General features: G+C 76.1%; 23 protein-coding genes. 15 read left to right on the forward strand and 8 right to left on the reverse strand.

The window, feature by feature from the left end; all coding sequences use genetic code 11:
* Window positions 1-325 precede the first annotated feature (325 nt).
* Both ACFY2K_RS41670 and ACFY2K_RS41675 read left to right on the forward strand, forming a co-directional pair.
* Complete coding sequence (locus tag ACFY2K_RS41670; protein WP_387718012.1) at window positions 326-697, forward strand: hypothetical protein; 372 nt, start codon at window positions 326-328, stop codon at window positions 695-697.
* Between the two features lie 184 nt (window positions 698-881).
* On the forward strand, window positions 882-1505 hold the full coding sequence (locus ACFY2K_RS41675) for a sigma-70 family RNA polymerase sigma factor (RefSeq protein WP_375886650.1): 624 nt from the start codon (window positions 882-884) through the stop codon (window positions 1503-1505).
* An 80-nt stretch (window positions 1506-1585) separates the two neighbouring features.
* On the opposite strand, the gene ACFY2K_RS41680 is transcribed toward ACFY2K_RS41675, so the two are convergent.
* Window positions 1586-4537, reverse strand: coding sequence for a BTAD domain-containing putative transcriptional regulator (locus tag ACFY2K_RS41680; RefSeq protein WP_380595069.1), 2952 nt, complete (start codon window positions 4535-4537; stop codon window positions 1586-1588).
* Window positions 4538-4778: 241 nt separating this feature from the next.
* On the opposite strand from ACFY2K_RS41680, the gene ACFY2K_RS41685 reads away from it, so the two are divergent.
* The 3 genes from ACFY2K_RS41685 (at window position 4779) to ACFY2K_RS41695 (ending at window position 10853) form a co-directional block, all read left to right on the forward strand.
* A complete protein-coding gene (locus ACFY2K_RS41685) occupies window positions 4779-5252 on the forward strand; it encodes a hypothetical protein (protein ID WP_380523983.1) in 474 nt (157 codons plus the stop codon).
* Between the two features lie 108 nt (window positions 5253-5360).
* Complete coding sequence (locus ACFY2K_RS41690; RefSeq protein WP_387718016.1) at window positions 5361-8120, forward strand: BTAD domain-containing putative transcriptional regulator; 2760 nt, start codon at window positions 5361-5363, stop codon at window positions 8118-8120.
* A 303-nt stretch (window positions 8121-8423) separates the two neighbouring features.
* Entirely contained in the window at window positions 8424-10853 is a 2430-nt protein-coding gene (locus ACFY2K_RS41695) for an ATP-binding protein (protein ID WP_387718019.1), read from the forward strand.
* A 53-nt stretch (window positions 10854-10906) separates the two neighbouring features.
* Here ACFY2K_RS41695 and ACFY2K_RS41700 read toward each other — a convergent pair whose 3' ends face one another.
* Complete coding sequence (locus tag ACFY2K_RS41700; protein WP_387718022.1) at window positions 10907-12193, reverse strand: serine hydrolase domain-containing protein; 1287 nt, start codon at window positions 12191-12193, stop codon at window positions 10907-10909.
* A 364-nt stretch (window positions 12194-12557) separates the two neighbouring features.
* Between ACFY2K_RS41700 and ACFY2K_RS41705 the strand changes: the two genes are divergently transcribed.
* The 3 genes from ACFY2K_RS41705 (at window position 12558) to ACFY2K_RS41715 (ending at window position 15315) form a co-directional block, all read left to right on the forward strand.
* Window positions 12558-13550 carry a phosphatidylserine/phosphatidylglycerophosphate/cardiolipin synthase family protein gene (locus ACFY2K_RS41705; RefSeq protein WP_375886661.1) on the forward strand — a complete coding sequence of 331 codons (993 nt, stop codon included), beginning with the start codon at window positions 12558-12560 and terminating at the stop codon, window positions 13548-13550.
* A gap of 122 nt (window positions 13551-13672) precedes the next feature.
* Window positions 13673-14587 carry an alkaline phosphatase family protein gene (locus tag ACFY2K_RS41710; protein WP_375886664.1) on the forward strand — a complete coding sequence of 305 codons (915 nt, stop codon included), beginning with the start codon at window positions 13673-13675 and terminating at the stop codon, window positions 14585-14587.
* Between the two features lie 110 nt (window positions 14588-14697).
* Window positions 14698-15315, forward strand: a complete 618-nt coding sequence (locus ACFY2K_RS41715) for a hypothetical protein (protein ID WP_387718026.1) — start codon at window positions 14698-14700, stop codon at window positions 15313-15315.
* Here the strand turns inward: ACFY2K_RS41715 and ACFY2K_RS41720 are convergent.
* The gene (locus ACFY2K_RS41720; RefSeq protein ID WP_387718029.1) at window positions 15303-16331 is read right to left on the reverse strand and encodes a TolB family protein; all 1029 of its coding nucleotides are present in this window, start codon (window positions 16329-16331) and stop codon (window positions 15303-15305) included. The two genes, ACFY2K_RS41715 and ACFY2K_RS41720, sit on opposite strands and share 13 nt — an antisense overlap.
* A 155-nt stretch (window positions 16332-16486) precedes the next feature.
* Window positions 16487-16957: a DUF1348 family protein gene (locus tag ACFY2K_RS41725; RefSeq protein ID WP_375886673.1), complete on the reverse strand. Its 471-nt coding sequence runs from the start codon at window positions 16955-16957 to the stop codon at window positions 16487-16489.
* A 102-nt stretch (window positions 16958-17059) separates the two neighbouring features.
* Here ACFY2K_RS41725 and ACFY2K_RS41730 point away from each other — a divergent pair, with 102 nt between their 5' ends.
* Window positions 17060-17629 carry a TetR/AcrR family transcriptional regulator gene (locus tag ACFY2K_RS41730; protein ID WP_380531988.1) on the forward strand — a complete coding sequence of 190 codons (570 nt, stop codon included), beginning with the start codon at window positions 17060-17062 and terminating at the stop codon, window positions 17627-17629.
* 92 nt (window positions 17630-17721) lie between these two features.
* Here the strand turns inward: ACFY2K_RS41730 and ACFY2K_RS41735 are convergent, their stop codons facing one another.
* Window positions 17722-18645, reverse strand: coding sequence for a chitosanase (locus ACFY2K_RS41735; RefSeq protein ID WP_387718033.1), 924 nt, complete (start codon window positions 18643-18645; stop codon window positions 17722-17724).
* A gap of 217 nt (window positions 18646-18862) precedes the next feature.
* Between ACFY2K_RS41735 and ACFY2K_RS41740 the strand changes: the two genes are divergently transcribed.
* On the forward strand, window positions 18863-19006 hold the full coding sequence (locus ACFY2K_RS41740) for a hypothetical protein (RefSeq protein WP_375886680.1): 144 nt from the start codon (window positions 18863-18865) through the stop codon (window positions 19004-19006).
* The gene (locus ACFY2K_RS41745; protein ID WP_387718036.1) at window positions 18996-19214 is read left to right on the forward strand and encodes a hypothetical protein; all 219 of its coding nucleotides are present in this window, start codon (window positions 18996-18998) and stop codon (window positions 19212-19214) included. Before ACFY2K_RS41740 ends, ACFY2K_RS41745 begins: the two co-directional genes overlap by 11 nt.
* Before the next feature lie 7 nt (window positions 19215-19221).
* Here ACFY2K_RS41745 and ACFY2K_RS41750 read toward each other — a convergent pair whose 3' ends face one another.
* Window positions 19222-20517 carry a DUF5685 family protein gene (locus ACFY2K_RS41750; protein ID WP_380644220.1) on the reverse strand — a complete coding sequence of 432 codons (1296 nt, stop codon included), beginning with the start codon at window positions 20515-20517 and terminating at the stop codon, window positions 19222-19224.
* A 212-nt stretch (window positions 20518-20729) separates the two neighbouring features.
* Here ACFY2K_RS41750 and ACFY2K_RS41755 point away from each other — a divergent pair, with 212 nt between their 5' ends.
* Genes ACFY2K_RS41755 through ACFY2K_RS41765 form a run of 3 tightly spaced genes read left to right on the forward strand, consistent with a single transcriptional unit; the run spans window position 20730 to window position 23489 of the window.
* Window positions 20730-21293, forward strand: a complete 564-nt coding sequence (locus ACFY2K_RS41755) for a helix-turn-helix domain-containing protein (protein WP_375886686.1) — start codon at window positions 20730-20732, stop codon at window positions 21291-21293.
* Entirely contained in the window at window positions 21290-22774 is a 1485-nt protein-coding gene (locus ACFY2K_RS41760; protein ID WP_387718040.1) for an MFS transporter, read from the forward strand. The genes ACFY2K_RS41755 and ACFY2K_RS41760 overlap by 4 nt, the downstream gene beginning before the upstream one ends.
* Before the next feature lie 28 nt (window positions 22775-22802).
* Window positions 22803-23489 carry an alpha/beta fold hydrolase gene (locus ACFY2K_RS41765; protein WP_375886691.1) on the forward strand — a complete coding sequence of 229 codons (687 nt, stop codon included), beginning with the start codon at window positions 22803-22805 and terminating at the stop codon, window positions 23487-23489.
* A gap of 24 nt (window positions 23490-23513) precedes the next feature.
* On the opposite strand, the gene ACFY2K_RS41770 is transcribed toward ACFY2K_RS41765, so the two are convergent.
* Together ACFY2K_RS41770 and ACFY2K_RS41775 are read right to left on the reverse strand one after the other, a co-directional pair.
* Window positions 23514-24134 (reverse strand): hypothetical protein, encoded by a 621-nt coding sequence (locus tag ACFY2K_RS41770; RefSeq protein ID WP_375886694.1) that lies wholly within the window; start codon window positions 24132-24134, stop codon window positions 23514-23516.
* A gap of 36 nt (window positions 24135-24170) precedes the next feature.
* The gene (locus tag ACFY2K_RS41775; RefSeq protein ID WP_387718044.1) at window positions 24171-25583 is read right to left on the reverse strand and encodes a DUF2252 domain-containing protein; all 1413 of its coding nucleotides are present in this window, start codon (window positions 25581-25583) and stop codon (window positions 24171-24173) included.
* A 161-nt stretch (window positions 25584-25744) separates the two neighbouring features.
* On the opposite strand from ACFY2K_RS41775, the gene ACFY2K_RS41780 reads away from it, so the two are divergent.
* A partial coding sequence (locus ACFY2K_RS41780; protein WP_387718046.1) for a DUF2809 domain-containing protein occupies window positions 25745-26221 on the forward strand: 477 nt, incomplete at its 3' end.

Raw genomic sequence — 26221 nt, forward strand, 5'->3', positions numbered from 1 at the left:
GACCTGCTCGCCGAGAACCCGGACCCGGTCGGCCGACAGCGGCTGATCGCCGTCATCCACCAGCAAGCCGCCCCGGCCGGCCGCGCCGTTTCCCGGTGGCGGCGGCTGCGGTGGTGTCGGTGGTGTCGGGCCCGCGGTTTCTCATCACCGACCGGCACAATGCGGTCCGGCCCGACCGGGCCGGAACGACGGCCGGAACGACGGCCGGACCGGCGGGTTTCAGGCCGTAACCGTACCGACCGGTACGGTCGGTGGGCTGCGCCTGAACCCCGACCGGGGTGGGCGCCGTAGAGCGGGACGGAACGGGACGGGGGAGGAACGCCGGATGGAAGCGGACGGGCCGGAGGTGCGGGAGTACATCGCGGCCCTGGTGCAGATGGGCGCACCGGTGGTGCCGGGGCCGTCCGGGCTGGCGGTGCCGGCCTGCGGCGCGGCCGAGGTGACGGCCGTCGCCCGGCGGCTGGCGCTGGGGGTGCTGCCGGAGCGCCGACTGCGCGTGGAGCCCACCCCCGGGCTGCTGGGCCTGGCCCGGGCGCTGGTGGTGGACGAGCACCCCTCCGCACCGGGGTGGACGGTGGCCGAGCGGGAACGGCTGGCCGGCTGGGTCGCGGTGCTGATCGAGCACCGGGGCGAGGACGGGGTGCAGGACCTGGTGGAGGCGCTCAACGGCGGCCCGGCGGCACCCGGCACGGACTGAGCCCGGCGCGGCCTCCCCGGCACGACGGGGCGGCACCCGGCGCCGCGCCGGGTGCCGCCCGGTCCGGGCGTTGGCGGATCGTTGGCAGGTCCTTGGCGGCGCCCGGCAGGCTGATGTCTACCGCCACGGGGGATGTCCGGCGGAAGCCCTGCCATGTGCCCTTGCCCGACCTGAGAGGTAGCGCGTGTCGAAGCAGTCCGTCGCTCCGCCCACGTCCGTCGCCCAGCCGCCCGCGGGCCCCCCTGCCGACCCCGTCGCGGTGCCGGAGCCGGCCCCGGTCCGACGGACCCTCGACCCCGACACCCTGGCCGAGATCCACCGGCTGCACGGCGGCTACCTGTTGCGCGCCCTGCTGCGCAACACCGGTGGCGACCGCGGCAAGGCCGAGGACATCCTCCAGGAGACCCTGCTGCGCGCCTGGCAGCACCCGGAGGCCCTGGCCGCCGGCCCGGAGCACAGCCGCCCCTGGCTGTTCACCGTCGCCCGCCGGATCGCGATCGACCACTACCGGATGGCCGCCGCCCGCGCCCAGGAGGCCATCGGCGAGCCGGTGGAGGACCGCCCGCTCGCCGACGACCCGTACGAGCAGGTGGTGGTCGCCCGGGACATCGCACTGGCGCTGCGGCGGGTGCAGAAGCACCACCGCGAGGTGCTGGTCGAGCTGCACCTCAAGGACCGCTCGGTGCTGGAGGCCTCGGCGCAGCTGGGGGTGCCGCCGGGGACGGTCAAGTCCCGCAACTTCTACGCCGTCCGGGCCCTGCGGCCGGTGCTGGCGGCCGAGCACGGGTACGCGCCGGCCACCGGCTGAACCCCTGGCCCAACAACCCCCGGCTGATCCCTCCGGCCGAACCCTCGGTAGGACTCCGGGGGACGGCCGTCGGGTGAGCGCTACGCGACCGGACCGTCCACGGCGGTCCGGTCGCTGCCGGGTGCGCTGCCGGGTGCGCCGCCCGGCGGCCCGCCGGGTGCGCACCCGGCCTCCGGTCCGTCCCCGGCGCGCAGGCTGAGCGAGGCCTCCAGACCGGCCGTGAACTCGCTGCGGTGCCCGGCCAGCCGGTCGTGCCGGCGGAAGCGCTCCAGCGCCGAGGCCAGCCGCTCGCGCACCTGCGGCGCGCGGCCCCGGGCCACCAGGTGGGCCGCGTAGGACTGTTCGGTGACCGCGTGGAGGTAGAGCAGGCCCGCCTCCTCGCAGGCGGCCAGCAGCCGGTGCCAGGCCAGGTCCGCGGCGTGGTCCCGGACGGTCGGCGGCAGGGCCTGCGCCTCGGTCAGCAGCGACCACAGGTGCACCTGGGTGACCGGGCGGGGCGGCAGCAGCTCCCGGGCCTCCTGGGACAGCCGCTGGGCGGCCGTCGGATCCCCGGTCGCCAGACTCACCCAGCCCTGGTGGACCAGGGCGTCGACCAGCCGCTTCCGGTCGCCCGACCGGACGGCGAGCGCGGTCGCCTCCGCCGCCAGCCGCTGCGCCCCGGCGGAGTCCCCGAGCATCGCGGTGACCAGGGCCAGCGAGGCCTGTGCCCGCACCCGCGCCGAGGCGGCGGCCGGCCCCTCGGCGGACTCGGCGGCCGCCACCGCGCGCCGGGACGCCTCGGCCGACTCGTGCCGGCGCTCCAGGGCGACCAGTGCCTGGGCCCGGCAGTTGTGCAGGAACGCCACCGCGACCGGGTCCGCGCAGCGCTCCGCCGCCGCCAGGCCGACCTCGGCGCGGGCCAGCCAGTCGGTGAAGCGGCTGGCGCCGTAGTAGAGCGAACCGGTGGTCAGGGCGAGCCGCCAGGCCCGGCCCGGGTCGCTGACGGCGGCCTCGTCGATCAGCGCCCGCAGCGCGGGCTCCTCGGCGCGGAACCAGTCGAGCGCGGTGCGGATGTCCACCACGGGCGGGACGGCCTGCGGGCTCCGGGCGGGCACCCCGGCGTCCTCCTGGCCGGGGTCGAGGTAGCCGCCGCAGTGCTGCAGCGCGGCCTGGTAGTGGTCCAGCAGCCGGGCGCGGGCCTGCTCGCGGAGCTGCTCGGGCTGTTCGGCGAGCAGCTGGACGCCGAACAGCCGGACCAGCTCGGTGCGGTGGTAGCGGCCCGGGGCGGTGCCGGTGAGCAGATGCCGGGAGGCCAGCTCGCCGAGCGCCCGGTGGGCGGTGGCCGGGTCGGTGTCGAGCAGGGCGGCGGCCGCCTGGCCGTCCACCTCCGGGCCCGGGTGGACGGCCAGCAGGGCGAGCAACCGGGCTGCCGAAGGCGGCAGTTGGCGGTGGCTGAGGAGCAGCTGCTGGCGCAGGCCGGTGCGCTCGTCGAGCTCCAGGGCGGCCAGCCGGCCCTCCTCGTCGGCCAGGTCGGCGACCAGCGCGGCGACCGTCCACTCCGGGTGGGCGGCCAGCCGCGCGGCGGCGATCCGCAGGGCGAGCGGCAGGCCCTCGCAGAGCCGGACGAGTGCGGTGGCGGCGGACGGTTCGGGGCGCAGCCGGTTCGGCGTCAGCAGGTGCTCCAGCAGGGCCAGGGCGTCGTCCTCGGGCAGCGCGGTCAGCCGCAGCAGGGCGGCGTCGTCGGTGGCGACCAGCTTCTCCAGGGAGCAGCGCGCGGTGACCACGGCGGCGCAGCCCGGACCCTCGGGCAGCAGGTCGGCGAGCTGGTCGGCGTCGGCGGCGTCGTCCAGGACGACCAGCAGCCGGCGGCCCCGGGTGCGCTCGCGGTAGAGCGCCGCACGGCCGGCCCGAGTGGGCGGGAGGGCGCACTCCGGGACGCCGAGGGCGCGCAGGAAGCGGCCCAGGACGGCGCCGGGCTCGGCCGGCCCGGCCGGGTCGAGGCCGCGCAGGTCCGCGTACAGCCGGCCGTCCGGGTAGCGGTCGGCGGCCCGGTGGGCCCAGGCGGTGACCAGGGCGCTCTTGCCGGTCCCGGCGGGGCCGACCACCAGGGCCGGTCCGTCGGTGGCCCGGTCGGGGGCGCAGGCGCGGTCCAGCCAGCGGAACTCGGCGGTGCGGCCGATCAGTTCCACGCGCAGCCCGGGCAGCTGCCGGGGGACCGTCGGGAGCGGTCCGGCGGGCGGGGGAAGGGACCCGCCGGCCGCGGCCGGCACCGGGACGGCCGCCGGGGCCGCGGCCGGTACCGCGACCGGCGCCGGCCGGTCGTCCGCCAGCACCTCGGCGAACGCCGCCCGCAGCGCCGGCCCGGGCCGGATGCCCAGCTCGCGGTCCAGCCGCAGCCTGGTCCGGTGGTAGGCGCTCAGCGCCTCCGCGGGCCGTCCGGCCTGGTGCAGACAGCGCATCAGCAGCGCCACCAGCTCCTCGCGCAGCCCGTCCCGCCGGACGCTCTGCTCCAGCAGCGGCACCGCCGCCGCCCCCGCGCCCTGCCCCAGCCGCAGCGCGGACCACCGGAGCAGGGCCGCCGTCGCGGACTGCTTCAACTGCTCCGCGGTCGCGGCCCGCAGGGGGGTGTCCGGCAGGTCCGCCAGCGCCTCCCCGCGCCACAGCCACAGCGCCTCCTCCAGCAGCGCGACCGCCTCCCCGTCCGCACCCCGGTCGGCGCGGTCGGCGGCCCGCCCGGCCAGCCCCGCGAACCGCAGCGCGTCCACCTCCTCGGCCGGCCCGCTCAACAGGTAGCCGTGGGCCCGGGTGTGCAGCTCGAACGGGGTGTCGGCGAGCACCTTGCGCAGCGCCGCGACGTGCCCCTGCACCGCCGCCCGGGCGCTGGCCGGCGCCCGCTCGCCCCACAGCAGCTCGCAGAACTGGTCCATGCCGACCACCTGCCCCAGCCGCAGCGCCGACAGTGCCAGCACCGCGCGCCGTTGCGACCCCGCCAGCGTGGCGAGGCCGCCCGCCGCGAGCCGAAGCTCCACCGGCCCGAGCAGCCGAATCCGCACCCGTACCCCCACCTCGTCCCGCCCGATGATCCGACGGCGGCCCCCGGGACGGAGCAGTCGTCCTGCGCGCACCGGCCCGGTTCGTGCCCGGACGCTCGTCGCCGCGCGGGCCGCCAGGGGTACAGAGTCCCAGGAGGGGCCGGATGGTTGCCTGGGGGCGTGTCCGGGCGTCCCGCCCGCCCCGTAGCGCCCCGCGGCCGCCGGTTGCCGCGGCGGTGCCCGGGCCGGATAGCGTGCGGGCATGGACGAGCACTCCGAGAGACACGTGAACGCCCGGTACGAGCGGCTGGCCCAGCGGGTCCGCGACGAACTCGCCGCCGCCGGGCTGCCGGTGACGGCCCCCGGCCTGCACCGCGGCCTCGCCACCGGCGCCGAGGTCCGGGTCAGCACCTGGAACCAGCACTTCGGCGCGGCGGACCCGGAAGTGCTGGTCAGCTGGCACGTCAGCCCCCGGCTGCGCGGCCGGGCCGGGGAGGAGGCGCAGCAGGCCGACGGGGAGACCCCGGCGGTCCGGCAGTCGGGCGAGGCCCAGACCGCGATGGCCACCGCGATGATCGCGATCCTCACGGCGGCCGGCTACACCGCACGCGACCACGGCAACGAGTACGCGCCGTTCGACGTCCAGGTCCTCGCCGGGCCCGAGCGCCGGACCGCACCGGCCTGGGCCGACCGCGAACCGGCCCCGGGCGGGCCGGCCGACGGGCCCGGGAACTGAACCGGGCAGGGCCCGGGAACTGAACCGCTCGGGCCCGCCCCGTCGTCCCTCCCTACGGGGGCGACGGCGCGGCACCGGAGGCCGACGACCCCCGACGGGAAGGGGAGCATGGAGATCGAGCTGCTCGGGCCGATGACGGTCCGGCGGGCGGACGGCACGGTGGTCACCCCCTCGGCCCCGAAGCGGCGCGCGCTGCTGGCGGCGCTGGCCGTCCGGCTGAACCAGCCGGTGGGCGCCGAGGAACTGATCGAACTGGTCTGGGACGGCGCCGCACCGCCCACCGCCCGGGCCGCCCTCCAAGGGCACGTGGCCGCGCTGCGCCGCCGACTGGACGACCCCCGGCTGGTGCTGGGCACCCGCGGCGGCGGGTACGTCCTGGAGGGTGACGCGGACCGGGTGGACCTGGTCCGCTTCGGCGCGCTGCACGACCGGGCCGGGGTGCTGCTGCCCGGCTCCGCCGCCCGGCTCGGCGCCGACGATCCGGCCGTCCCGCTGCTGCGCGCCGCCCTCGACCTGTGGCGCGGCCCGGCGCTCGCCGACTGCGGCTCCGAGCTGCTGCGCACCCGGACCCTCCCGGCCCTCACCGACCTGCGGCTGCGCACCCTGGACCGGCTGGCCCAACGGCTGCTGCTGGCCGGCCGCGGCGGTGAACTGGTGGCCGAACTCGGCGCGGCCGCCGACGCCCACCCGGGCCGCCAGCCGCTGGCGGCCCGGCTGGTCCAGTGCCTGGAGCAGGCCGGCCGCGGCCTGGAGGCCCGGGCCCGGTACGACCACGCGCTGACCCGGCTGTCCGGCCCGCCCGGTCCGGAACTACGCATGGCCGGCGAGCAGTTGGCCCGCCACGCCCCGCCCGACCGGCGCTTCGTCGGCCGCAGCGCCGAACTCGCCGGCCTGCACGAGGCCCTGGCCGTCGCCGCCCGGACCGGCCGTCCGATCCTGGTGACCGGCCCGGCCGGAGCGGGCAAGACCGCTCTCGTCCAGCACTGGGCGGCGCAGCGCTTCCCGGACGGCGTGCTCCGCGCCGACCTGCGCGGCACCCACCCGGACGGGCCGCGCGAACCCGCGGACGTCCTGGCCGGGTTCCTCACCGACCTCGGCGTCGCCCCCGAGGCCGTCCCCGCCGGGCTGGAGGAACGCGCCGCCCGCTACCGCGCCCTGCTCGCCGACCGCCGGATCCTGATCCTGCTGGACGACGCCGCCGACCACCCGCGGCTCGCCCCGCTGCTGCCCGGCCGGCCCGCGACGGTCGGCTCCGTCCTGGGCCCGGTCGCCGTCGTCACCAGCCGCGACCGGCTGCGCGCACTGCTGCTCCACGAGGACGCCCTGGCGCTGCCGCTCGGCCCGCTCAACGCCCAGGACGCCCGCGCGCTGCTCGCCCGCGCCCTCGGCCCGGACCGCCCCGCCACCGCCCCGCGGACCGCCGCCGAACTCGACGAACTCGCCGAACGCTGCGACCGCCTGCCGCTGGCCCTGCGCCTGGCCGCCGCCCGCCTGGCCGCCCGCCCGGACTGGACCCCGGGGGACCTCGCCGCCGAACTCGCCGACGAGCAGACCGGCCTGACCGCCCTGGCCGGCGTCGGCGGCGGGCCCGACCCGAGCGGCATCACCGCCACCCTGGACCGCACCTACCGGACCCTGCCGCCCGCCGCCGCCCGGCTGTTCACCCTGCTGGGACTGCACCCCGGCGCGGTGATCGACACCGCCACCGCCGCCGCGCTCGCCGACCTGCGGCCCGCCGCCGCCCGCACCCTGCTGACCGCGCTCGACGCCGTCCACCTGCTCGCCGAGACCGCACCCGGCCACTACGCCCGCCGCGAGCTGGTCCGCCGCTACGCCGCCGGGCAGGCCGCCGAACTGGACTGCGAGGAACGGTTCGGCGCCCTCGACCGGCTGATCGCCCACTACCTGGAGCTGACCGCCCCGTGGGGCCCGGACGGCAGCGGCGACGGCATCGGTGGCGACATCGGTGGCGCCGCCGGTGGCGACGGAGCCCGGCCGGCGGCCTGGTTCCGCCGGGAGGAGAGCGCGCTGCACGCCGTCGTCCTGTGCGCCGAACAGTACGGGCGCACCGGCGCCGCCTGGCTGCTCGCCCACCGGATCGGCCGGCTGTACGAACTGTCCGGGGACACCGGCGGCGAGGACCGGGCGCACCGGCGGGCCGTCGCCGAGACCGGGCTGCGCGCCGCGAAGGCCGCCCGGGACGACGCGGCGCTCGCCCGGCTGGGCACCGACCTGGCCGTCCTGCACGTCCACCGGGCGGCCCACCGCACCGCCCTGGAACAGCTCGGCGCCGCCGTCGCGGCCGCCGACCGGGCCGGGGACGCGCTGCTGCGCCACCACTGCCGCAGCCGGGTGGCGGCCGCCCTGGCCCGGGCCGGGCAGTACGACCGGGCGGTGCCGCTGCTCACCGAGCTGGTGACCGCCGCCCGGGCCCCGGCCACCGGGCACCTGCTGGTCGGGGCGCTCACCGAACTCGCCGAGGCCCTGGTGCGGGTCGGCGCCCCGGAGCGGGCGCTGGCGCACGCCGACGAGGCGGTCCGGATCGCCACCGACCGTACGGCCCGGGGGCGTTCGGGCCCCGCCCGGCCGGGCGCGGAGCGTTCCGGCACCGGCGAGGGGGTCCGGACCGACCGCGCGGCGGTGCTCGCCACCCACGGCCGGGCCCGCGCCCTGCACGCCCTCGGCCGCCGGGACGCGGCGCTGTCCTCGGCCCGGCTCGCCGTCGCCCTCGGCCGCACCGTCGGCGACCCGGCCGTGGAGGCGCGCTCGCACGGGCTGCTCGCCGACCTGCTGTTCGCGCTCGGCCGCAGCGTCGAGGGGACGGAGGCCCGACGGCAGGAACGGGCGCTGGCCGCGGGGGAGCGCTGAGCGGCGCTCAGGGGGCCGCTGGGGCCCCGGCGGGGTCGAGGAAGTGGTCGGGGGAGTGGTCGGGGGAGTGCACAACTGCCTCCCCTGGCAACGGGGTAGGCGGAACTACAGGCGGTTCCGCTGGGCGGTTCCGCCCGCCGGGCGCCCGTCCCTCCCACATCCCCGCAGGCCGCGGCCGGGTACGCGCGGTCCGTCCCACGGGGCATACTTCTGCCTGAGACGATCTGCCCGGCGTGCGGCCCGGCAGAACTGCGGCGGAACTGCGCGAGCGCGGACCAGCGGACCAGGGGGCGGGGCGGGCAGATGGTGGTTGCGAGCGGAACCGGGGAGTTCGGCCATCTGCTGGCCGGCCACCGGGTGACGGCCGGGCTGACCCAGGAGGACCTGGCGGCCACCGCCGGGGTCAGCCTGCGGGCCCTCGGGGACATGGAGCGCGGCCGCACCCGAGGACCGCAGCGGCGCACCGTGCAGGCGCTGGCCGCCGCCCTGGGCCTGGACGGCCCGCAGACCGCCGCGCTGGAGCGGGCCGCCCAGTCCGGCCGCCCCCGGGGCGTGCGGCAGGTGCCCCCGCAGGGCCCGGCGACCGGCGCCGCGAGCCCGGCGGCCACCGGCCCCGGCGGACCGGCCGCCGACCCTGCCGGACCGTCCGCAGGGCCGCACCGGGCCGCCGGGGCGCCCGGGCCGGGTACGGCCCCGGACCAGGCACCGCCCGGCGGCCCCGGGCCCCGGACCGACCCGCCGGTGCCCGGAGCCCTCGCCCTGCCGCGCGACCTCGCCGACTTCACCGCCCGCGAGCAGGCCCTCGCCGACCTCGCCGCCCTCACCGCGGACCGGCACCCCGCCCACCCCCGGGTGGTGCTGATCAGCGGCCAGCCCGGCCTGGGCAAGACCGCCTTCGCCCTGCACGCCGCCCACGCCCTCGCCCCGGCCTTCCCGGACGGCCAGCTCTCGCTGGACCTCGGCGGCATGGCCGCCACCCCGCTGCCCGCCCGGGAGGCGCTCGGCCAGGTGCTGCGCGCCCTCGGGGTCAAGGACGGCGCGGTGCCCGCCGGGACGGAGGAACGGGCCGGACTGTTCCGCGCCCTGGTGCGCGACCGACGGCTCGTCCTGGTGCTGGACGACGCCGTCGACGAGAGCCAGGTGCGCCCGCTGCTGCCCGGCGCCGGCCCCGCCGTCACCATCGTGACCAGCCGGCACGCGCTGCCCGGCCTGGAGGCCGTGCACCGGCTGCGGCTCGACGTGCTCTCCCCGGTCGAGGCCACCGCCCTGCTGGCCCGGATCGCCGGGCCGGAACGGGTCGAGGCCGCACCGGCCGCCGCCGCGGACCTGGCCCGGCTGTGCGGCTACCTGCCGCTCGCGCTGCGGATCGCCGGGCAGCGGCTGGTGGCCCGGCCGCAGCAGCCGGTGGCCCAACTGACGCGCCAGCTCGCCGCCGAGGAGAACCGCCTGGACCTCCTGGAGACCGGGGACCTGGCGGTCCGTCCGGCCTTCGAGCTGTCCTACCGCAGGCTGCCGGCCGAAGCCCGGCTGGTGCTCCGGCGCTGCGCACTGACCGCCGGGCAGGACTTCACCGCGGCCGTCCTGGCGCACTACGCGGGGCTGTCGGCCGGGCGCACCGAGCTGCTCCTGGAGCAGCTCGTCGACGCCGGCCTGGTGCAGCCCGCCACCCCGGAGCGCTACCGGCTGCACGACCTGGTGCGGCTGTACGCGGGCGAGCGGCTGGCCGCCGACGAGCCGGCCGGGGCCGTCGCCGAGGCCCGTACCGAGGCCGGGCGCCGGCTGCTGCGCGAGGCGGCCGGGCACGGCCTGCGCTTCGACCCGGACGCCTCGGCCGACGCCTCCGCCGGTGGTTCCGCCGACGATCCGGCGCTGCTCCTCACCGAGTCGGCCCGCTGGCTGGAGGAGGAGCACCCGGAGTGGCTGGCCGCGCTCTACCGGGCCCAGCGGGAGGGCCGCCACCGGGAGGTGATCGACACCGCCGAGGCCATGCACTGGTTCTCCGACCGGCTGCTGAGCTGGGACCTCTGGGGCGAGGTGTTCCAGCTGTCGGTGGACGCCGCCCGGGCCTGCGGCGACCGGCGGGCCGAGGCGGTGCACGTGAACTACCTGGCCTGGACGTACACCACCTGTCTGCACCGCTACCAGCGCGGCATCGAACTCGCCGGTGAGGGGCTGGAGTTGGCCCAGGAGCTGGGCGACCACGAGCAGCAGGGCTGGGCGCTCACCTACCTCGGCTCCGGGCTTCGGCAGCTGCAGCGCCACCGGGAGGCGAGCGAGAGCTACCAGCGGGCGGCGGACGCCTTCGCCGAGGTCGACAACCGGGCCGCGATGATCGGACGGCTGGTCACCCTGCGCGGGGCGGCGACCTGTCTGCGCGAGCTGGGCCGGGCCGAGGAGGCGGTGGACGTCCGCCGCCGCGCGCTGGCCGGCGCGCTGGAGCTGGTGGAGCGCTGGTCCTCGCCGCTCATGCACCTGCTGGCGGCCATGACGGCGCACGAACTCGGCCAGGACCGGGCGGCGTTGAGGTGCTGGCCGGCCGCCGAGAAGGCCTACCGGCAGGCCCTGGTGCACTACGAGGCGGTCGGGCGCCCGGACAGCATGACCAAGGCGCTGACCGAGCTGGGCACCGCGCTGATCGAACAGGGGCGGGCGGACGAGGCCCGCGAGATCCTCACCGATGCGCTCACCGACCTGAGCACGGACGGCCGCCCGGGCCGGGCCGTCCCGCTGTAGCGACGGTCCGGCCCGGGCGGCGGATCACTGTCGGACCAGCACCGGGTCCGGGGTCAGATCCGGGTGTCCTCGACCACCGGCAGCAGCCCCTGGTCGTGCTGGACGGTCCGCTGGTTCTGCTGGGCCGGGGCGTTGTTGGTGCGCGGCGCCACCTTCACCGGCTTCTTCCCGCAGAACGCCGGCTCCAGCGCGTTCATCAGGCCCTGGGTGACCGAGCCGTTGTTGGAGGCGTTGGCGAAGACCACCACCGAGCGCTTCCCGTCCGGGGTGGCGAAGGACTGGGTCTGGAAGCCCTGGACGATGCCGCCGTGGCCGTACACGTCGCCGCAGGTCAGCGAGATGCGGCGCAGGCCCAGCCCGTAGGAGATCTTGGCGGTCGGGGTGGGGATCGCGGCCTCCATCTGGCGCAGCGAGTCGTCGGAGACGAGCCCGCCGTTGTCGCCGGCCATCAGCGCGCCGAGGAAGCGGTCGAGGTCCGAGGCGGTGGAGATGACGGCGCCGGCGGCCCAGACCCAGGAGCCGTTCTGCTCGGTGGAGTCCAGCAGCGGCTTGGTGCGGTCGTCGTTGGTGAGGTAGCCGGTGACGTGGGCGCCCTCGATCCGCTGGTCCGGGACGACGAAGGAGGTCTGGGTCAGGCCGAGCGGCTCGATGATCCGCTCGCGCAGCACGTCGGCGTAGGGGCGGCCGGTGAGGTTCTCGACGGCCATGCCCATCAGCACGAAGTCGGTGTTGGAGTAGGAGTAGCGGCTGCCCGGGGTGTACTGCTGCCCGTGCTTGACGGACATGGCGACCATCTGGGCGGGGGTGTAGACCGTGCTGCGGATCCGGGCCTCGAAGGCGGCGGTGGTCTCCTCGCCGGCCTGCTCCAGCAGGTCGTTGGTGTGGTCGTAGATGCCGGCCCGGTGCTCCATCACCTGGCGGCCGGTCATCGCCCAGCCGTCCGGGAGGGTGCCGGCCGGCAGGTAGTCGCGCAGCGGCTTGTCGAGGTCGATCCGGCCCTCCTGCGCCAGCTGCATCACGAGAACGGCCGTGAACATCTTGCTGTTGCTGCCGACCCGGAACCTCCACGCGGAGTTCATCGGGGTCCCGTCCAGATCGGCCTTGCCGACGGTCAGGGAGCGGGTCCGGTCGTCGTCGCCGTGGTCGCTGATCACGGCGAAGGCGCCGGGGGCGCCGGCGGCGGTGGTGGCTTGAAGCGCGCTCTGCACCCCCGCGGTGTCGGGGGCGGGCAGGGCCGGGCCGTCCTGGCCGGCGGCCAGGGCGGGTACGGCTCCGGTGGCCGCCAGGACGGCAGCGGCGGCGGCCACCGCGAGCGGACGCAGCAGACGGGTCTTCGCCATGTTCCTCGGCTCTCTCGTGCGCTGACGCGGTGTCGGATCGCGTCGGGTCGATGATCACTATCACCGGTCCGGACGGTCCGTGGCAATGTGAACCTTCGTGCCCGCTTCGTCCGTTGGCGGGCCGTTTTGCCGGGGCACGGTCCGTTCTCCGGCCCGGGGGCAAGGTTTTACCTCCCGTCATCTACCCGCGTTGACCACCGTGACCGCATGCTGTTCGGGCTGCTCCGTTCGGCGTGTCCACGTCGGCCGCGCCGGCCTGGTCGTCCACGCGGGCCGCGTCGGCCAGGTGGACCACGCCACCTGACGCGTCCGCTCCCCGGCGCCTCCGCGCGCCGACCTCCCCCTCACCGACCATGGAGTCCCCATGCCCCTGGCCACCTTCGCGCGCCGTGCCGGCGCCCTGCTGCTCGTCGGTGCCGGCCTGATATCCGCCTCCGGCGCCGCCCACGCCGACGCCGTCGCCGGCGGCTACTCGACGATCGTCTTCCCGGACCAGGACCACAGCGCGGTCTACGGCCTGATCAACGCGGCCACCAAGTCCGTCGACGTGACGATGTACGAGCTGCGCGACACCACGGCCGTGAACGCCCTGATCGCCCGGCAGCGCGCCGGCGTGCGGGTCCGGGTGATCCTGGACGGGAAGCACAGCTCGGTCAACGGCGCCGCCTACTCCGCGCTCAAGGCGGCCGGCGTCGGCGTGACGTACTCCTCCTCGGCGTTCGTCTACACCCACCAGAAGACCGTCACCGTGGACGGCGCCAAGTCGCTGATCCTGACCGGGAACCTGGACGCCACCTACTACTCCAGCAGCCGCGACTACGGGGTCGTCGACACCGACGCCAACGACGTCGCCGCGATCGAGCAGGTCTTCGCCGCCGACTACGCCAAGACCTCGATCACCCCCTCGGACGGCGACAACCTGGTCTGGTCGCCCACCGACTCGCAGGACCGCCTGCTGGCGCTGATCAACGGCGCCCAGACCTCGCTGGACGTCCAGGAGCTGGAGTTCGGCGACCCGGCCCTGGTCGACGCCGTCACCGCCGCCGCCAACCGCGGCGTCACCGTCCGCGTCGTCGGGATGAGCCCGGACACCTACGGCTCCTCCTTCGACGAGGTCACCGCGGCCGGCGCCAAGGTGGTCACCTACTCCTCCACCACCGGCCTGTACATCCACGCCAAGGCCATCGTCGCCGACTACGGCACGCCCACCGCCAAGGTGTTCGCCGGCTCGGAGAACTTCTCCGACAACTCGCTGAACAACAACCGCGAGCTGGGCCTGATCGTCTCCGACTCCGGGGTGCTCAGCACGATCGAGTCGACCTTCGCCACCGACTTCGCCAACGGCACGCCCTACTAGGCCGTTTCCGGCCCGGGGCGTGTCGGACACGCCCCGGGCCGGCTCGGTCGGCACTCCGGGTAGCTCAGCCACCTCCCGTCCGGGCGGCCCCGTCGGGGCCGCCCTCCACCCGAGGAAACGTCATGACCTCGTCCGCGAAGCCCCTGAACGACGCCCCCCGTCCGCGCTCCCGCTCCCGCCGCACCGCGACCGCGATCGGCTCGGCCGTCGCACTGGTCGCCGCCTCGGCCGGGCTGTGGGCCGCCACCGCCAGCACCGCGCAGGCCGCCGGGCTGCCCACGCCCGACCACATCGTGGTCGTGGTGATGGAGAACCACGCCTACAGCCAGGTCATCGGCAGCAGCAGCGCCCCCTACCTCAACAACACCCTCAAGGCGGGCGGCGCCAACCTCACCCAGTCCTTCGCCATCACCCACCCCAGCGAGCCGAACTACTACGCGCTGTTCTCCGGCTCCACCCAGGGCCGGGTCGACGACAGCTGCGTGACGGTCGGCGGCTTCCAGGCCCCGAACCTGGCCTCCGAGGTGCTCGCCGCCGGGAAGACCTGGGCGAGCTACAACGAGACCCTGCCCAGCCAGGGCAGCACGGTGTGCAGCAGCGGCAAGTACGCGCAGAAGCACAACCCCTGGTTCGGCTTCGGCAACGTCCCGCTCAGCAGCGCCAAGACCTTCGCCCAGTTCCCGACCGACTACACGACGCTGCCCAACGTGTCGTTCGTGATCCCGAACCTGTGCAGCGACATGCACGACTGCTCGGTCGGCACCGGCGACACCTGGATCAAGAACAACCTCGGCGCGTACGCCGCCTGGGCGCAGAGCCACAACAGCCTGCTCGTCGTCACCTTCGACGAGGACAACAGCCTGTCCGGCAACCGGATCCCGACCCTGGTCTACGGCGCCCACGTGACGCCGGGCAGCAGCAGCTCCACCACCTACAACCACTACAACGTGCTGCGCACCTTGGAGGACCTCTCCGGGGCGAGCGGCCACGCGGGCAACGCGGCCGGGGTGACGGACGTCACCGGCATCTGGAACTGACCCCGCGCGCCCGAGGCGCACCCCGGACCGGCGACCGCCCCGCGGTCGCCGGTTCCGCCGCTCCCGCCGCCGGTGGCGGGGCCGGGCGTCCGGCTGGTATCGATAGGGGCGTGCGATTCGAACAGGTGCCGATGCCGGACCAGGTGGGGGAGCGACCCCGGGACGCCCGCGGGTACCCGGTGCCGGCGATCACGCCGTGGCAGGACGGGCAGCCCCAGTTCGCGCTGACCGACCACGGGCGCAGCGCCGACTGCGCGCTGGAGCGCCGCTGTTCGGTGTGCGGCGCCGTCATGCCGCGCGGTCCGGTCTGGCGGGTGGTCGGTCCGGCGGAGAGCGCCGCGATGGCGGAGGCGCTCGGGGCCGGGCGCCCGTACCGCAACCTGGCGCCGACCATGGAGGGCCCGGGGCACCGCGCCTGCATGCTGTACGCGTCGATGGTGTGCCCGTACCTGGCCCGGCCCAACGCCCGTCGGCGGGTGAGTGCCGAGGGCGCGGGGGAGGGGCTGACCGCCGCCGCCGTGCGCGGTGCGGCGCGCGGCGGGACGGGGGCGGTGGTCGGGTTCGGCGACTACGAGTACGCGGTCACCGAGGAGCGGGTGCTGTTCCGCTTCCTCGACCTGGTCGAGTTCCTGCCGCACGAGTCGGCCGACGAGCACCTCGCGGAGCTGCGCGCCGAGTTGGCGCGCCCGGCCGGGGGGACCGGGACGACCGGGGCTCAGGGCCGGTAGACCGGCAGGCCCTTGAGGGTGGAGACCTGGGCCGGGGCCGCCGAGCCGTCGGCCGGCACGGTGCTGATGCCGTCCGGGGTGCGGGCCGCGACGGTCCTGCCGTCGGGGGACCAGGCGGGCTCGGTGTAGTCCGTGGTGGCCGAGGGGGTGAGGTCCTTCTCGGCCGTCCGGTCGTGCTCGGTGGAGCGGGTGAACAGGTGGTCGTGGCCGTTCACCGAGCGGACGAAGACGATGCTGCGGGCGTCCGGGGACAGCGCGGGCTGGGAGCCCTTGCCGATGTCCCGGGTGGCCGGGCGGATGTAGTCGTCGTAGATGTACACCTCGCCGGCCGGGGTGTTGGCGTACGCGATGTCGGCCTGCTGCCCGCCCGCGTTGGCCCAGGTGTTGCCGGTCTGCGGCGGCTGCGGGGCGCCGGCCGCGTCGCCGCCCTCGGAGTTGTGCGGGGCGAGCTCCTCGACGGCGCCGCCCTTGGCGGGCACCTTCTCCAGCCGCAGCACGCCGCCCTTGTCGGCGGTGAACACGATGTTGTTGTAGCGGTCGGTCTCGTCGGGCACCGCGCCGCCGCTCGGCCCCTTGTCGGCGTGCTGCCAGGTCGGGTGGGACCAGGTCTCGCCGCCGGGGGCCTTGGCGAGGGTTGTCCTTCCGCTGCCGTCCGGGGCGGCGGTCAGCAGGTTGCCGTCGCCGTCGACGAAGACGACCTTCTTGCCGTCGGGGGACCACGCGAGGTCGCGCACCACCGTGCCGAAGTCGACGGTGGTGCCGTTCATCGCGACCGTCCGGGTGCCCGTGCTGATGGTCAGGTGGTTGGCCGCGGAGGTGCCGTTGACCTCCTTGCCGCCCAGTGCCGGGCTGCCGGAGTGCGATCCGCCGCCCGGCGCCGCCGTGACCGGGGCGCCGGTGGCGGCGGTCGAGCCGGAGTCGCCGTTCTCGGGGCCGCAGGCGGAGAGCAGGACCGCGCCCGCGGTCGTCATCAGGGCGATGGCGGCGGCGGTGCCGAATCTGTTGCGCACGGACATCTCTTGGTCCCCCTCGGTGGTGCCTGTCGCTTCCGACAAGGAGGTTCCCAGTCCGAGGTCCGCGGCCGGTGCGGGCTCCGTCACAGCCTTGGAACAGTGCGGACGAAGCCGTCCGACGCCACGTCAACCGCCGCTGCCCACCCGGTCGGGAGCGCTCAGAGGCCCAGCTCGGTGAGGCCCGGGTGGTCGTCCGGCCGGGGGCCGGCCGGCCAGTGCAGGAGCCGCTCCCCGGGGGCGATCGGCAGGTCGTTGATGCAGGCGAGCCGGCGGGCCATCAGGCCGTTCGCGTCGAACTCCCAGTTCTCGTTGCCGTACGAGCGGTACCACTGCCCGGCGTCGTCGTGCCACTCGTAGGCGAAGCGGACGGCGATCCGGTCGCCGTCGTGCGCCCACAGCTCCTTGACCAGGCGGTAGTCGAGTTCGCGCTGCCACTTGCGGGTGAGGAAGGCGGCGATCTGCTCGCGGCCGGTGAGGAACTCGGCCCGGTTCCGCCAGCGGCTGTCGGGTGTGTAGGCGAGGGCCACGCGCTGCGGGTCGCGGGTGTTCCAGGCGTCCTCGGCGGCGCGGACCTTGCGGTGGGCGGACTCCTCGGTGAAGGGGGGAACGGGAGGGCGCTGTTCGGTCACGGGATTCTCCTCGGGAACGGGCATTCCGCCGGTGAGAACGATCGTTCTCAGGTCAGTCGCTACCCTAGGAGAATCATCGTTCTCGCGCAAAGGTCACGGCAGATGGAACAGGTGGACCCGCGGACCCGGATCCTCGACGCGGCCGAGGAGCTGTTCTACGGGCGGGGCGTCCAGGCGGTCGGGATGGATGCCGTCCGGGCCGCCTCCGGGCTGACCATGCGCCGCGTCTACCAGCTCTACCCGTCCAAGGACGAGCTGGTCGAGGCCTACCTGCGGCGGCGCGACGCGCGGTGGCGGGCGAGCCTGGCCGTCCACGTCTCCCGGGCCGGCGGCACGCCCCGGGACCAGGTGCTCGCGGTCTTCGACTGGCTCGGCCGGTGGTTCGCCGAGCCCGGGTTCCGCGGCTGCGCCTTCGTGAACTCCTTCGGCGAGCTGGGCGCCACCAGCCCCGCCGTCGCGGCCGCCGCCCGGCACCACAAGGCGGAGTTCGCCGGCTACCTGGCCGGCCTGGTCGACGCCGTCGGCGCCCCGCCCGCCACCGCGGCCCAGCTCGCCCTGCTGGCCGAGGGCGCGATCACCGTGGCCGCCGTGCACGGGGACCCGGAGGCCGCCGCCGAGGCCCGGGCGGCCGCCGCCCTCCTGCTGGACGCCGCGGTACGCGCACGGAACTGAACGCGGTGGCCGCCCTGGGGCCGGGGTCCGGGCCCACACTCCCGGACCCCGGACCCCGGAGCCCGGACCCCGGGTCGGTGGGTGGGGGCGGCTCAGCCGATGGTGTAGCCGGAGCCGTAGGCGGTGATGGTGAACGGGCCGTCCAGGTCGTAGTTGCCGGTGGCGGCGATCCGCCGCAGGCACTCGACCCGGTCGACGGACTTGCGCCATTCCTCGGCGGTCGAGGAGTTGGCCGGGTTGTTCAGGTCGTCGATCCGGACGTCGAAGAAGGCGTCCAGCCAGGCGCGCTCGCCGGCGGCCGAGGGCGCACCGGCCTTGGCCGTGGTCCGGCCGATCAGCGCGGGCAGGGCGTCGTACTCACCGCCGTTGCCGTGCTGGATCGAGGCGTCGTAGAGCTCGGCGCGGGCCAGCGCGGTGGTGAGGCCGAGCCGGTCGGCCTGGTCCATGGCCGGGGTGAAGTAGCGCTGGTCGACCTGGTCGTCCTGGACCTGCCGGAAGGCCGGGTCCTGGGCGGCCTGCTGCCAGGCGGCGATGTAGTCGGCCTCGGGCAGGCCGCCGGTGTCGCCGCTGCCGGCGGCGGCCAGGCGCTCCAGTTCGGGGATGAAGCGGGCGAGCGGGTTGTCGGGGGCGACGGCGGTGTAGGCGCGGACCACCTTGAGGGCGTCGCCGTCGTTGGTGGTGAACCCGGCCCGGCCCGCGGTGACGCCGCGACCGTCGTTGATGTTCTCCGCGTAGCCGTACTGGATGGTGGTGGTGCTGTTCTCGAAGACGCTGACCAGCTGGTCGGCGCGGCGGCGCTGGTCGGGGGTGAGCCCGCCGGCGGTCACCCGGGGGGTGGTGCCCGCCTGCCGGGCGGCGGCCGCCGGGGTGGCGGGCTGCTCCGGTGCGGCCTGGGCCGGGTCCACGGCCCAGGCGCCGCAGGCGGCGGTGGACAGGAGGAAGGCGGCGAGCGCCGTCCCGGTGGTCACGGCCCGGGTGGTGTTCCTGGTGCTCCTGCGGGAGGTGCTGCGGTCCATGGGGAAGTCGTCCTCTCGGTGGGGGGAAGAGGTCGTGCTCGTTGCTCGGATCCGGCGATTCGTTGTTAGGAAACCTTCCTAACGATGGGCATTGAACCACCAGCCGGTGCCCACGCCAAGCCGTCGGGCGGGGTGGAATGCGGTGCGGGTACGCCCCTTGCGCCCCACACGTCCCTCGTTTATCGCCCGTTGATCGCCGCCGCCTAGCGTCGGGGGCATGGACGACAGGACGGCCGAGCGGCCGAGGGTGGCGCCCGAGGGGCGGATGACCGAGCAGGACGCCGAGCGGTTCCGGCAGTTGCTGGCCGGGTTGGAGAACTCGCTGGCGGCGGACCGGGAGGTGGCGGGGCGTGAGGCCTGAGGCCGCCGAGCCGCGCGGCCCGGTGGCGGTGCTGCCGCTCTGGCGGCGCGCGGAGGAGTACCGGGACGCGAACCGGCCCGGGGTGCTGCGGGGGCACCCCGGGCCGGTGGCGTCGGATCAGCCGGAACCGGAACCGGAACCGGCACCGGCACTGGCACTGGAGGCGAAGGCGGAGGCGGAGGAGGTGCCGGTGCCGGAGGCGAACTGAGCGACCGTCAGCAGTCGCACCCGCAGTCGCAGCCGTCGCAGCCGCAGGAATCGCAGCAGTCGCACCCGCACTTGCCGCACTCGCAGCAGCTGGGGTCGCAGCAGTCGCAGGCGTCGCAGCAGTCGTGCCGCTCGCAGAAGCCCTTGCGGCGCTCCCGGCTGAACGGGTCGTCGTGCTCGCAGCAGAGCAGCTGGCAGGAGCAGGCCATCAGGGCCCACACCGCGCACCCGGCGAGCAGGTTGCGCGGGTGCGGCGGCTTCCCGCCGATCGGCGGGCCGAAGCCCGGGCCCTGGGGCACCCACGGGGGAACGGGCGCCTGCCCGGGCGGCGTCCGACGCGGCGGCGCGTCCTGCGGGTGTTCGGCGCCGGTGCGCTCGGCGGTGGCGTGCTCGGTGCCGGCGTGTCCGGCGCCGGCCGGCCCGCGTCGGCAGTTCGCCGCGTGCCCGGCCCGGCCGAAGACCCGGTCCACCGCGGTCTCCGTCTCGTGGGCGAGCAGGACGTGCACCAGGGCCCGGTCGGTGAGCTCGACCTCCCGCAGTGCGAGCCGGATGCCGTGCACGGCGTCCCGGCAGAGCCGTTCGGCCTCGGCGCGGTCGGTGCCGGTGGCGGTCAGCGGGTTCCAGGCGCCCGAGGCGGCGTCGGCCGCCTGGTCCTCGGCGGCGTCCAGCAGGTGGGCGAGCCGCCCGAACAGCCGCCCGGCCTCGGCGAGCGGGGCGGCGTTGCCGGGCCGCCCGGCGATCACGGCGGTGTGCGCGAAGGCGGCCGAGGTGGCGGTCTCGGTGGGTTCGGTGACCAGCAGCACGGAGCCGCCGGGCCGCAGCGAGCGCTCCAACTCGCCCTGCCGGGAGGCGGCGTCGAGCAGCACGGCGGTGTCGAAGCCGATCGTGGAGGCGCTGCCCGCGCTCTGCCGGTCCCAGCGCCTGGTCACCGCGCGGGCCCCGGCGGCGACCGGGCGGCGGGCGAACACGCCGTCCCGGTCCTCGACGTGGTCGCGGATCTTCACCGAGGCGAGCGTGAGCGAGACGGCGGCCGCCAGCCGGGCGCCCTCGCCCTTGGCGACGGAGGCCGTGCGCATGCCGCGCAGAGGGCAGGGCCCGGCGGTGCGGCGCCAGTTGGTGTCGGTCGGGGCGGCCTGGGCCTCGACCAGGACGGAGATGATCAGGCCGTCGTAGTTGGTGGCGGTCCGGGCGAGCTGCCCGTGGTCGTCCCGCAGGGCGAGGCAGAGCCCGCACAGGTGCGCCATCCAGGAGGTGCGGAGGCCTTCGGACAGTCGGTGGCTGCACGGTCTGATGATGCCGAACACGATCGTTGCTCCCCCTCGCCGGTGGGCCGCGGAAGGGCCCCTCGGGCCGCTGACCGGCCCCTTTGTCGGCGGACATCATATGATCACCGGCTCGACATCGGCCGACGGGCGACCGAACCGAGGCCGCCCCGAGACCGAGCCGCCGTCAGACCTCCACAGTTCCCGGAGAACTCCCGGGAAGCTGATCCCGTATCCGGGATAGCATCACGGATATGGGAATCGACACCGCCGCCGACGAACGGCTGGCACAACGGCTCGCCGAGTTGCGGGTCGAACGCGGCTGGACGCTGGAGGAGTTGGCGCAACTGGCCGACGTCAGCCGGTCCACCCTCTCCCGGGTGGAGCGGGCCGAGGTCAGCCCGACCGCCGCCCTGCTCGGGCGACTGTGCACCGTGTACGGGCGGACCATGTCCCGGCTGCTCGCCGAGGTGGAGTCCGGCCCCGCCCGGCTGGTCCGGGCCGGGGAACAGCAGCTCTGGCGCGACGAGGCCACCGGCTTCGTCCGCCGCTCGGTCTCCCCGCCGCACGGCTCGCTGCACGCCGAGATCATCGAGGGCCGGCTCCCGGCCGGTGCCGACATCGCCTACGACCGCCCCTGCCTGCCCGGACTGGAACACCACCTCTGGCTGTTCGAGGGGCGGTTGGAGCTCACCCTGGACGGCGAGGCCGAACTGCTCGGCCCCGGCGACTGCCTGCGCTACGGCTCCGGCAGCATGCGCTTCCGCAGCCTCGGCCCCGGCGAGGCCCGCTACGCCCTGGTGGTGGTCGAGTCATGAGCACCACCACCGGCCCGATACCGGAGCGGGCGGGCAAGCTGCGCTTCGACGCCGCGGGGCGCCGCGTCCTGCTGGTCTGCGTCGCGGGCGGCTTCACCACCCTGATCGACCAGTCCGTCCTGAACACCTCCATCCCCGCCCTGCGCGAGGCCCTGCACGCCCAGCCCGCCCACCTGCAGTGGATCGTCGCCGGGTTCTCGCTCGCCTTCGGCCTCGCGCTGATCCCCGGCGGACGCCTCGGGGACGTCAAGGGCCGCAAGTGGTTCTTCGTCACCGGCCTGGCCCTGTTCACCGCGGTCAGCCTGGTCTCCGCGACCGCCACCGCCCCGGAGGTGCTGATCGCCGCCCGACTGCTCCAGGGCGTCGGCGCCGGACTGGTCAACTCCCAGATGATCGGTACCCTCCAGGACGTCTTCGACGGCCAACTGCGCGCCCGTGCCCTCGGGATGTACGCCGTCACCGGCAGCCTGGCCTTCGCCCTCGGCCCGCCGGTCGGCGGCCTGGTCCTGGCGGCGGCCGGCCCCGAACTCGGCTGGCGGCTGACCTTCCTGCTCAACGTCCCGTTCGGCCTGGCGACCCTGCTGCTGGCCGTCCGGCACCTGCCCGCGCCCCGCCCGGCGACCCGGCACGCCGACCTCGACCTGCTCGGCCTGCTGCTGGTCGGCGCGCTCACCCTCGTCCTGATGCTGCCCTTCGTCCAACCGCCCGGCTGGGCCGGCTGGCTGGCCTTCGGGGCCGGCGCCCTGGCCCTGCTCGGCGCACTGGTCGGCTGGCAGCGCCGCTACGCCCGGACCGGCGGGAACCCGCTGATCCACCCCGCCCTCAGCCGCTCCGCCCCGTACGCGCTCGGCACGGCCACCGCGATGGCCCAGTTCGGCTCCTCGCTGGCCGCCTCGCTGGTGCTCACGATGTTCCTCCAGGACGGCCTGGGGCTGTCCCCGATGGGCGCCGCCCTGGTCTCGCTGCCCTCCGCGCTGGCCATGGCGACCGCCTCCGCGCTCGCCTGGCGGGTGGTGCAGCGGCTCGGCCGGCGCACCGTCACCCTCGGGATGACCGGCTCCGCGCTCGCCATGCTGCTCAGCGGCGCCGTCGCGCACTGGGCCCCGGCCGCCGTGCTGCCCTGGCTGCTCGCTCTGCTCCAACTGCTCAGCGGCGCCTCGGTCGGCCTGATGGGCTCCACCAACCAGGCCTACGTGCTGCGCCACGCGCCCGCCGAGGCGGCCGGGGTCAGCGGGGCGATCCTGCAGATGGCGCAGCGGATCGCGGCGGCCGTCGCGGTCTCCGCACTGTCCGGGGTCTACCTGCGCGAGACGGCCGGGGGTGGCGGCCACCGCTCCGCCTACCTGGCGGCGAGCCTGGTCTGCGCGGCGGTGGCCGGACTCGCCGTGCTGGCCTCCGTGTTCGCCGGCCGGGCGACCGAGCCGGAACGCACCCCCGAGGACGCCACTGCGGTGCGCCGAGGGCGAACGGCCGTCCGGTAGCAGCCGGTCGGCGCATACGGTGGGGTCCATGACGACAGTACGAACGGTGGAACTGCCCGGCGTCACGCTCGCCTACCGGGAGAGCGGACGCCCCGACGGCCCGCCGCTGGTGCTGCTGCACGCCCTCGGCGAGCGCGCCGCCGACTGGGACACGGTGCTCCCCGACCTCGCCCCCGACCACCACGTGTACGCGCTCGACCTGCGCGGCCACGGCGACAGCGGCCGCACCGACCGCTACGGCCTGGCCGAACTGCGCGAGGACGTGCTCGCCTTCCTCGACGCGCTCGGCCTGGACCGGGTCGACCTGGTCGGCCACTCGATGGGCGGCGTGGTCGCCTACCTGCTCGCCCAGGCCGCGCCCGAGCGGATCGGCCGGCTCGTCCTGGAGGACATCGCCGCCCTGTACCCGCGCCCGTCGAGCGTGCCGCCCGAGGGCGCGGACGAACCGGCGCACTTCGACTGGGCGATGGTCCGGGCGATCAAGGCACAGATCGACACCCCCGACCCGGCCTGGCGGGAGGGACTGGCCCGGATCACCGCCCGCACCCTGGTCGTCGCCGGCGGCCCCACCAGCCACATCCCGCAGGAGCGGGTCGCCGAACTCGCCCGGCTCGTCCCGGACTGCCGCCTGGTCACCATCGAGGCCGGGCACCTGGTGCACCGCACCCGGCCCGCCGAGTACGTCGCCGCCGTGGCGCCGTTCCTGGCGCGTTGAGCGACCCCTCCCGTCGGGTCAGCCTCAGCCGAAGACGATCGCGGCCCCGCTGTCCAGGCTGGCGCGGCAGGCCCGGTACAGCTGGTGCCAGGTGAAGACCTCCGGCTCGAAGGGGTCGTCCGCGGGCAGATCGGTCAACCGGGCGGACTCCGCCGGGTCGAGCGAGCCGTCGGCCGCCAGTCGGACGCCGATGGCGGCGGCGAACCCCTGGAGTTCGGCGAGCAGGGCGGCGCTGGAGCCCACCATGGCGCCCCCGGGCACACCGGACTCCTCGGGCAGGAACAGCGGGTCCTCGTCCTCGAACTCCGCCGGTACGTAGTAGCCCTCGCAGTCGGAGTGGCAGAGCAGGTGCGAGTCCAACACGACCGTCTCGTCGTCGACCTGCTCCAGCTCCTCCTCGTACTGCTCCCGGCTCACCCCGCGCGCCCCGGTGACCGGCTCGCCCAGCCGGTGGAGCACGTACACCCGGCGCAGCCCGGACAGGTAGCTGTACGGGAAGCCCGCCGAGAAGACCGCGCCGCCACCCCCCGGCGCGGCCGGCTCCCGCCAGGCCACCCCCGCGGCCTCCAGCGCCCGGTGCAGCACCTCGGCGTCGTCCCGCATCTCCGGGGAACCGAGCGTCCCCACACTGATCGACAGTCCCATGGCCGGCAATCTAGTACCGCCCTACGACAACGGAGGTCAGACCCCCTGCTCGGCCGGCAGCCGCCCGCTGCGCACCGCCGCCAGCAGCTCGGCGTGGTCGGCCTCGGTGCGGTCCGCGTAGGCGACGGCGAAGGCGGCGACCGCCTCGTCCAGTGCCTCGTTCTTGCCGCAGTACCCGGCGAGCAGGCCCGGGTCGGCGGTGTGGGCGTGCGCCCGGGCGAGCAGCGCGCCGGTGATCCGGGCGTAGTCGTCCAGCTGGCCCGGCAGCAGCGCGGCCGGGTCGACGCTGCCCTTGCGGTTGCGGAACTGCCGCACCTGGTAGGGGAGTCCGTCCACGGTCGTCCACCCGAGCAGGGTGTCGCTGACCACCTGCATGTGCTTCTGGCCGCGCACCACGCGCCGCCCCTCGTGCTCCTGCGGCCGCGGGCCCTGCCCGCTGTCCAGGTACGGCAGCAGGACGGACGGCCGGGCCTCCTTCACCTGGAGCACCAGCGGCTGGTCCCGGTGGTCGGTGAGCAGCACGACGTACGAGCGGGTGCCGACGCTGCCGGTGCCGACCACCCGGAAGGCCACGTCCTGCACCCGGTACCGGGACAGCAGGGTGCGCACCTCGGCGGGCACCGTCGCCACGTACGGGCCCAGCGCCCCGGCCACCGCCCGGGCGGTCGCGTCGGTGACCTCGGTGAGCACCGGCGGGGCGGCCGTGAAGCGCCAACCGCCGTCCGCGGTCCGGGTGGTGCTGCGGGCGGCGAACCGGGCGCTGGTGTTGCCGAGGGCCTTCGTGCCGACCTTGCGCAGCACCTCGGCGAGGTCGTGCGCCTCGGTGAAGGACACCAACTGCTCGTCCGCCACGGCGTTCCAGGCGTCCAGGGCGGGCAGCTTGGCGAGGGTGCGCACGGTGCGCCGGTAGGAGCCGGCCGCGTGCGCGGCGGCGGCCCGGGCGGTGCTCTCGCTCGCCCCGGTCTCCCGCCCGGCCAGCACCAGGCTGGTGGCCAGCCGCTTGAGGTCCCACTCCCAGGGGCCGGGCACGGTCTCGTCGAAGTCGTTGATGTCCATCACGAGTTGGCCGCGCGCGTCGCCGTACAGGCCGAAGTTCGCCGCGTGGGCGTCCCCGCACAGCTGCGCGGTGACGCCGGTCACCGGCGTGCCCGCCAGGTCGGCGGCCATCAGCCCGGCCGACCCGCGCAGGAAGGCGAACGGGGTGGCGGCCATCCGGCCCACCCGGATCGGCACCAGCCCGGGGATCCGGCCCGCGTTGGAGGCCTCGATCGCCGCCACGGCGGTGGGCCGGTCGGGCGCGGGCGCGAACTCCGCGTGCCGCTCCCGGGGGACGCGTTCCCGCAGGGCCTTGCCCTGCTCGCGGGCCCGCTGCGCCCGGCCGTCCGGGCCGGTCGCGAATCCGGGGACGCCGAACTGCCGCCGTGCCGTGCTGCTTCCGTTGTCCGCCACTGTCCCCGCCCCGCCCGCCTTGCTCGAACTCCCGCCCGTGACCTGCACGGATGGCTTGCCAGGGGGAGTGACGTCCGGGGCGGCGCGGTGGTTCCCGGGGCCGGTGGGCCCGGTGGGGCCCGCCGGGCCCCACGGTAGGGCCGGGCCCTACCGTGGGGCGGATGACAGAGCTTCGGAACGGCCTGACGGTACGACTGCCCGCCGTCGCGGCCGCGCTGGTGACGGTGGCGGCGGGCCTGGGCGTGCGCGCCGTGCTGACCGGGGAGGTGGCCAAGTACGCGGGCGACGCGCTCTACACCGTGCTGGTGTACGCCCTGGTGGTGCTGGTCGTGCCCCGGGTGCGCCCGGTGCGGGCCGCCCTGGTGGCGGCCGCGGTGAGCTGGGCGGTGGAGCTGTTCCAGGCCACCGGCCTGCCGGACGCCTGGGGGCGGCACAGCGGGCTGGTGCACCTGGTGCTCGGGTCGACCTTCAACCCGCCGGACCTGTGCTGGTACCTGGTCGGGGGGGGGGGCCCCCCCCCCCGGCGCCCCCCGGGGGGGGCCGGGGGGGCCCCCCCCCCGGGGGGGGGGCGGCGGCCGGCCCCCCCCCGCCCCCCCCGGGGCGGGGGCCCCCCGGGGGGGGGGCCCGGCGGGGCCCGG

Source organism: Kitasatospora sp. NPDC001309 (genome assembly GCF_042896295.1).
GTDB lineage: Bacteria > Actinomycetota > Actinomycetes > Streptomycetales > Streptomycetaceae > Kitasatospora.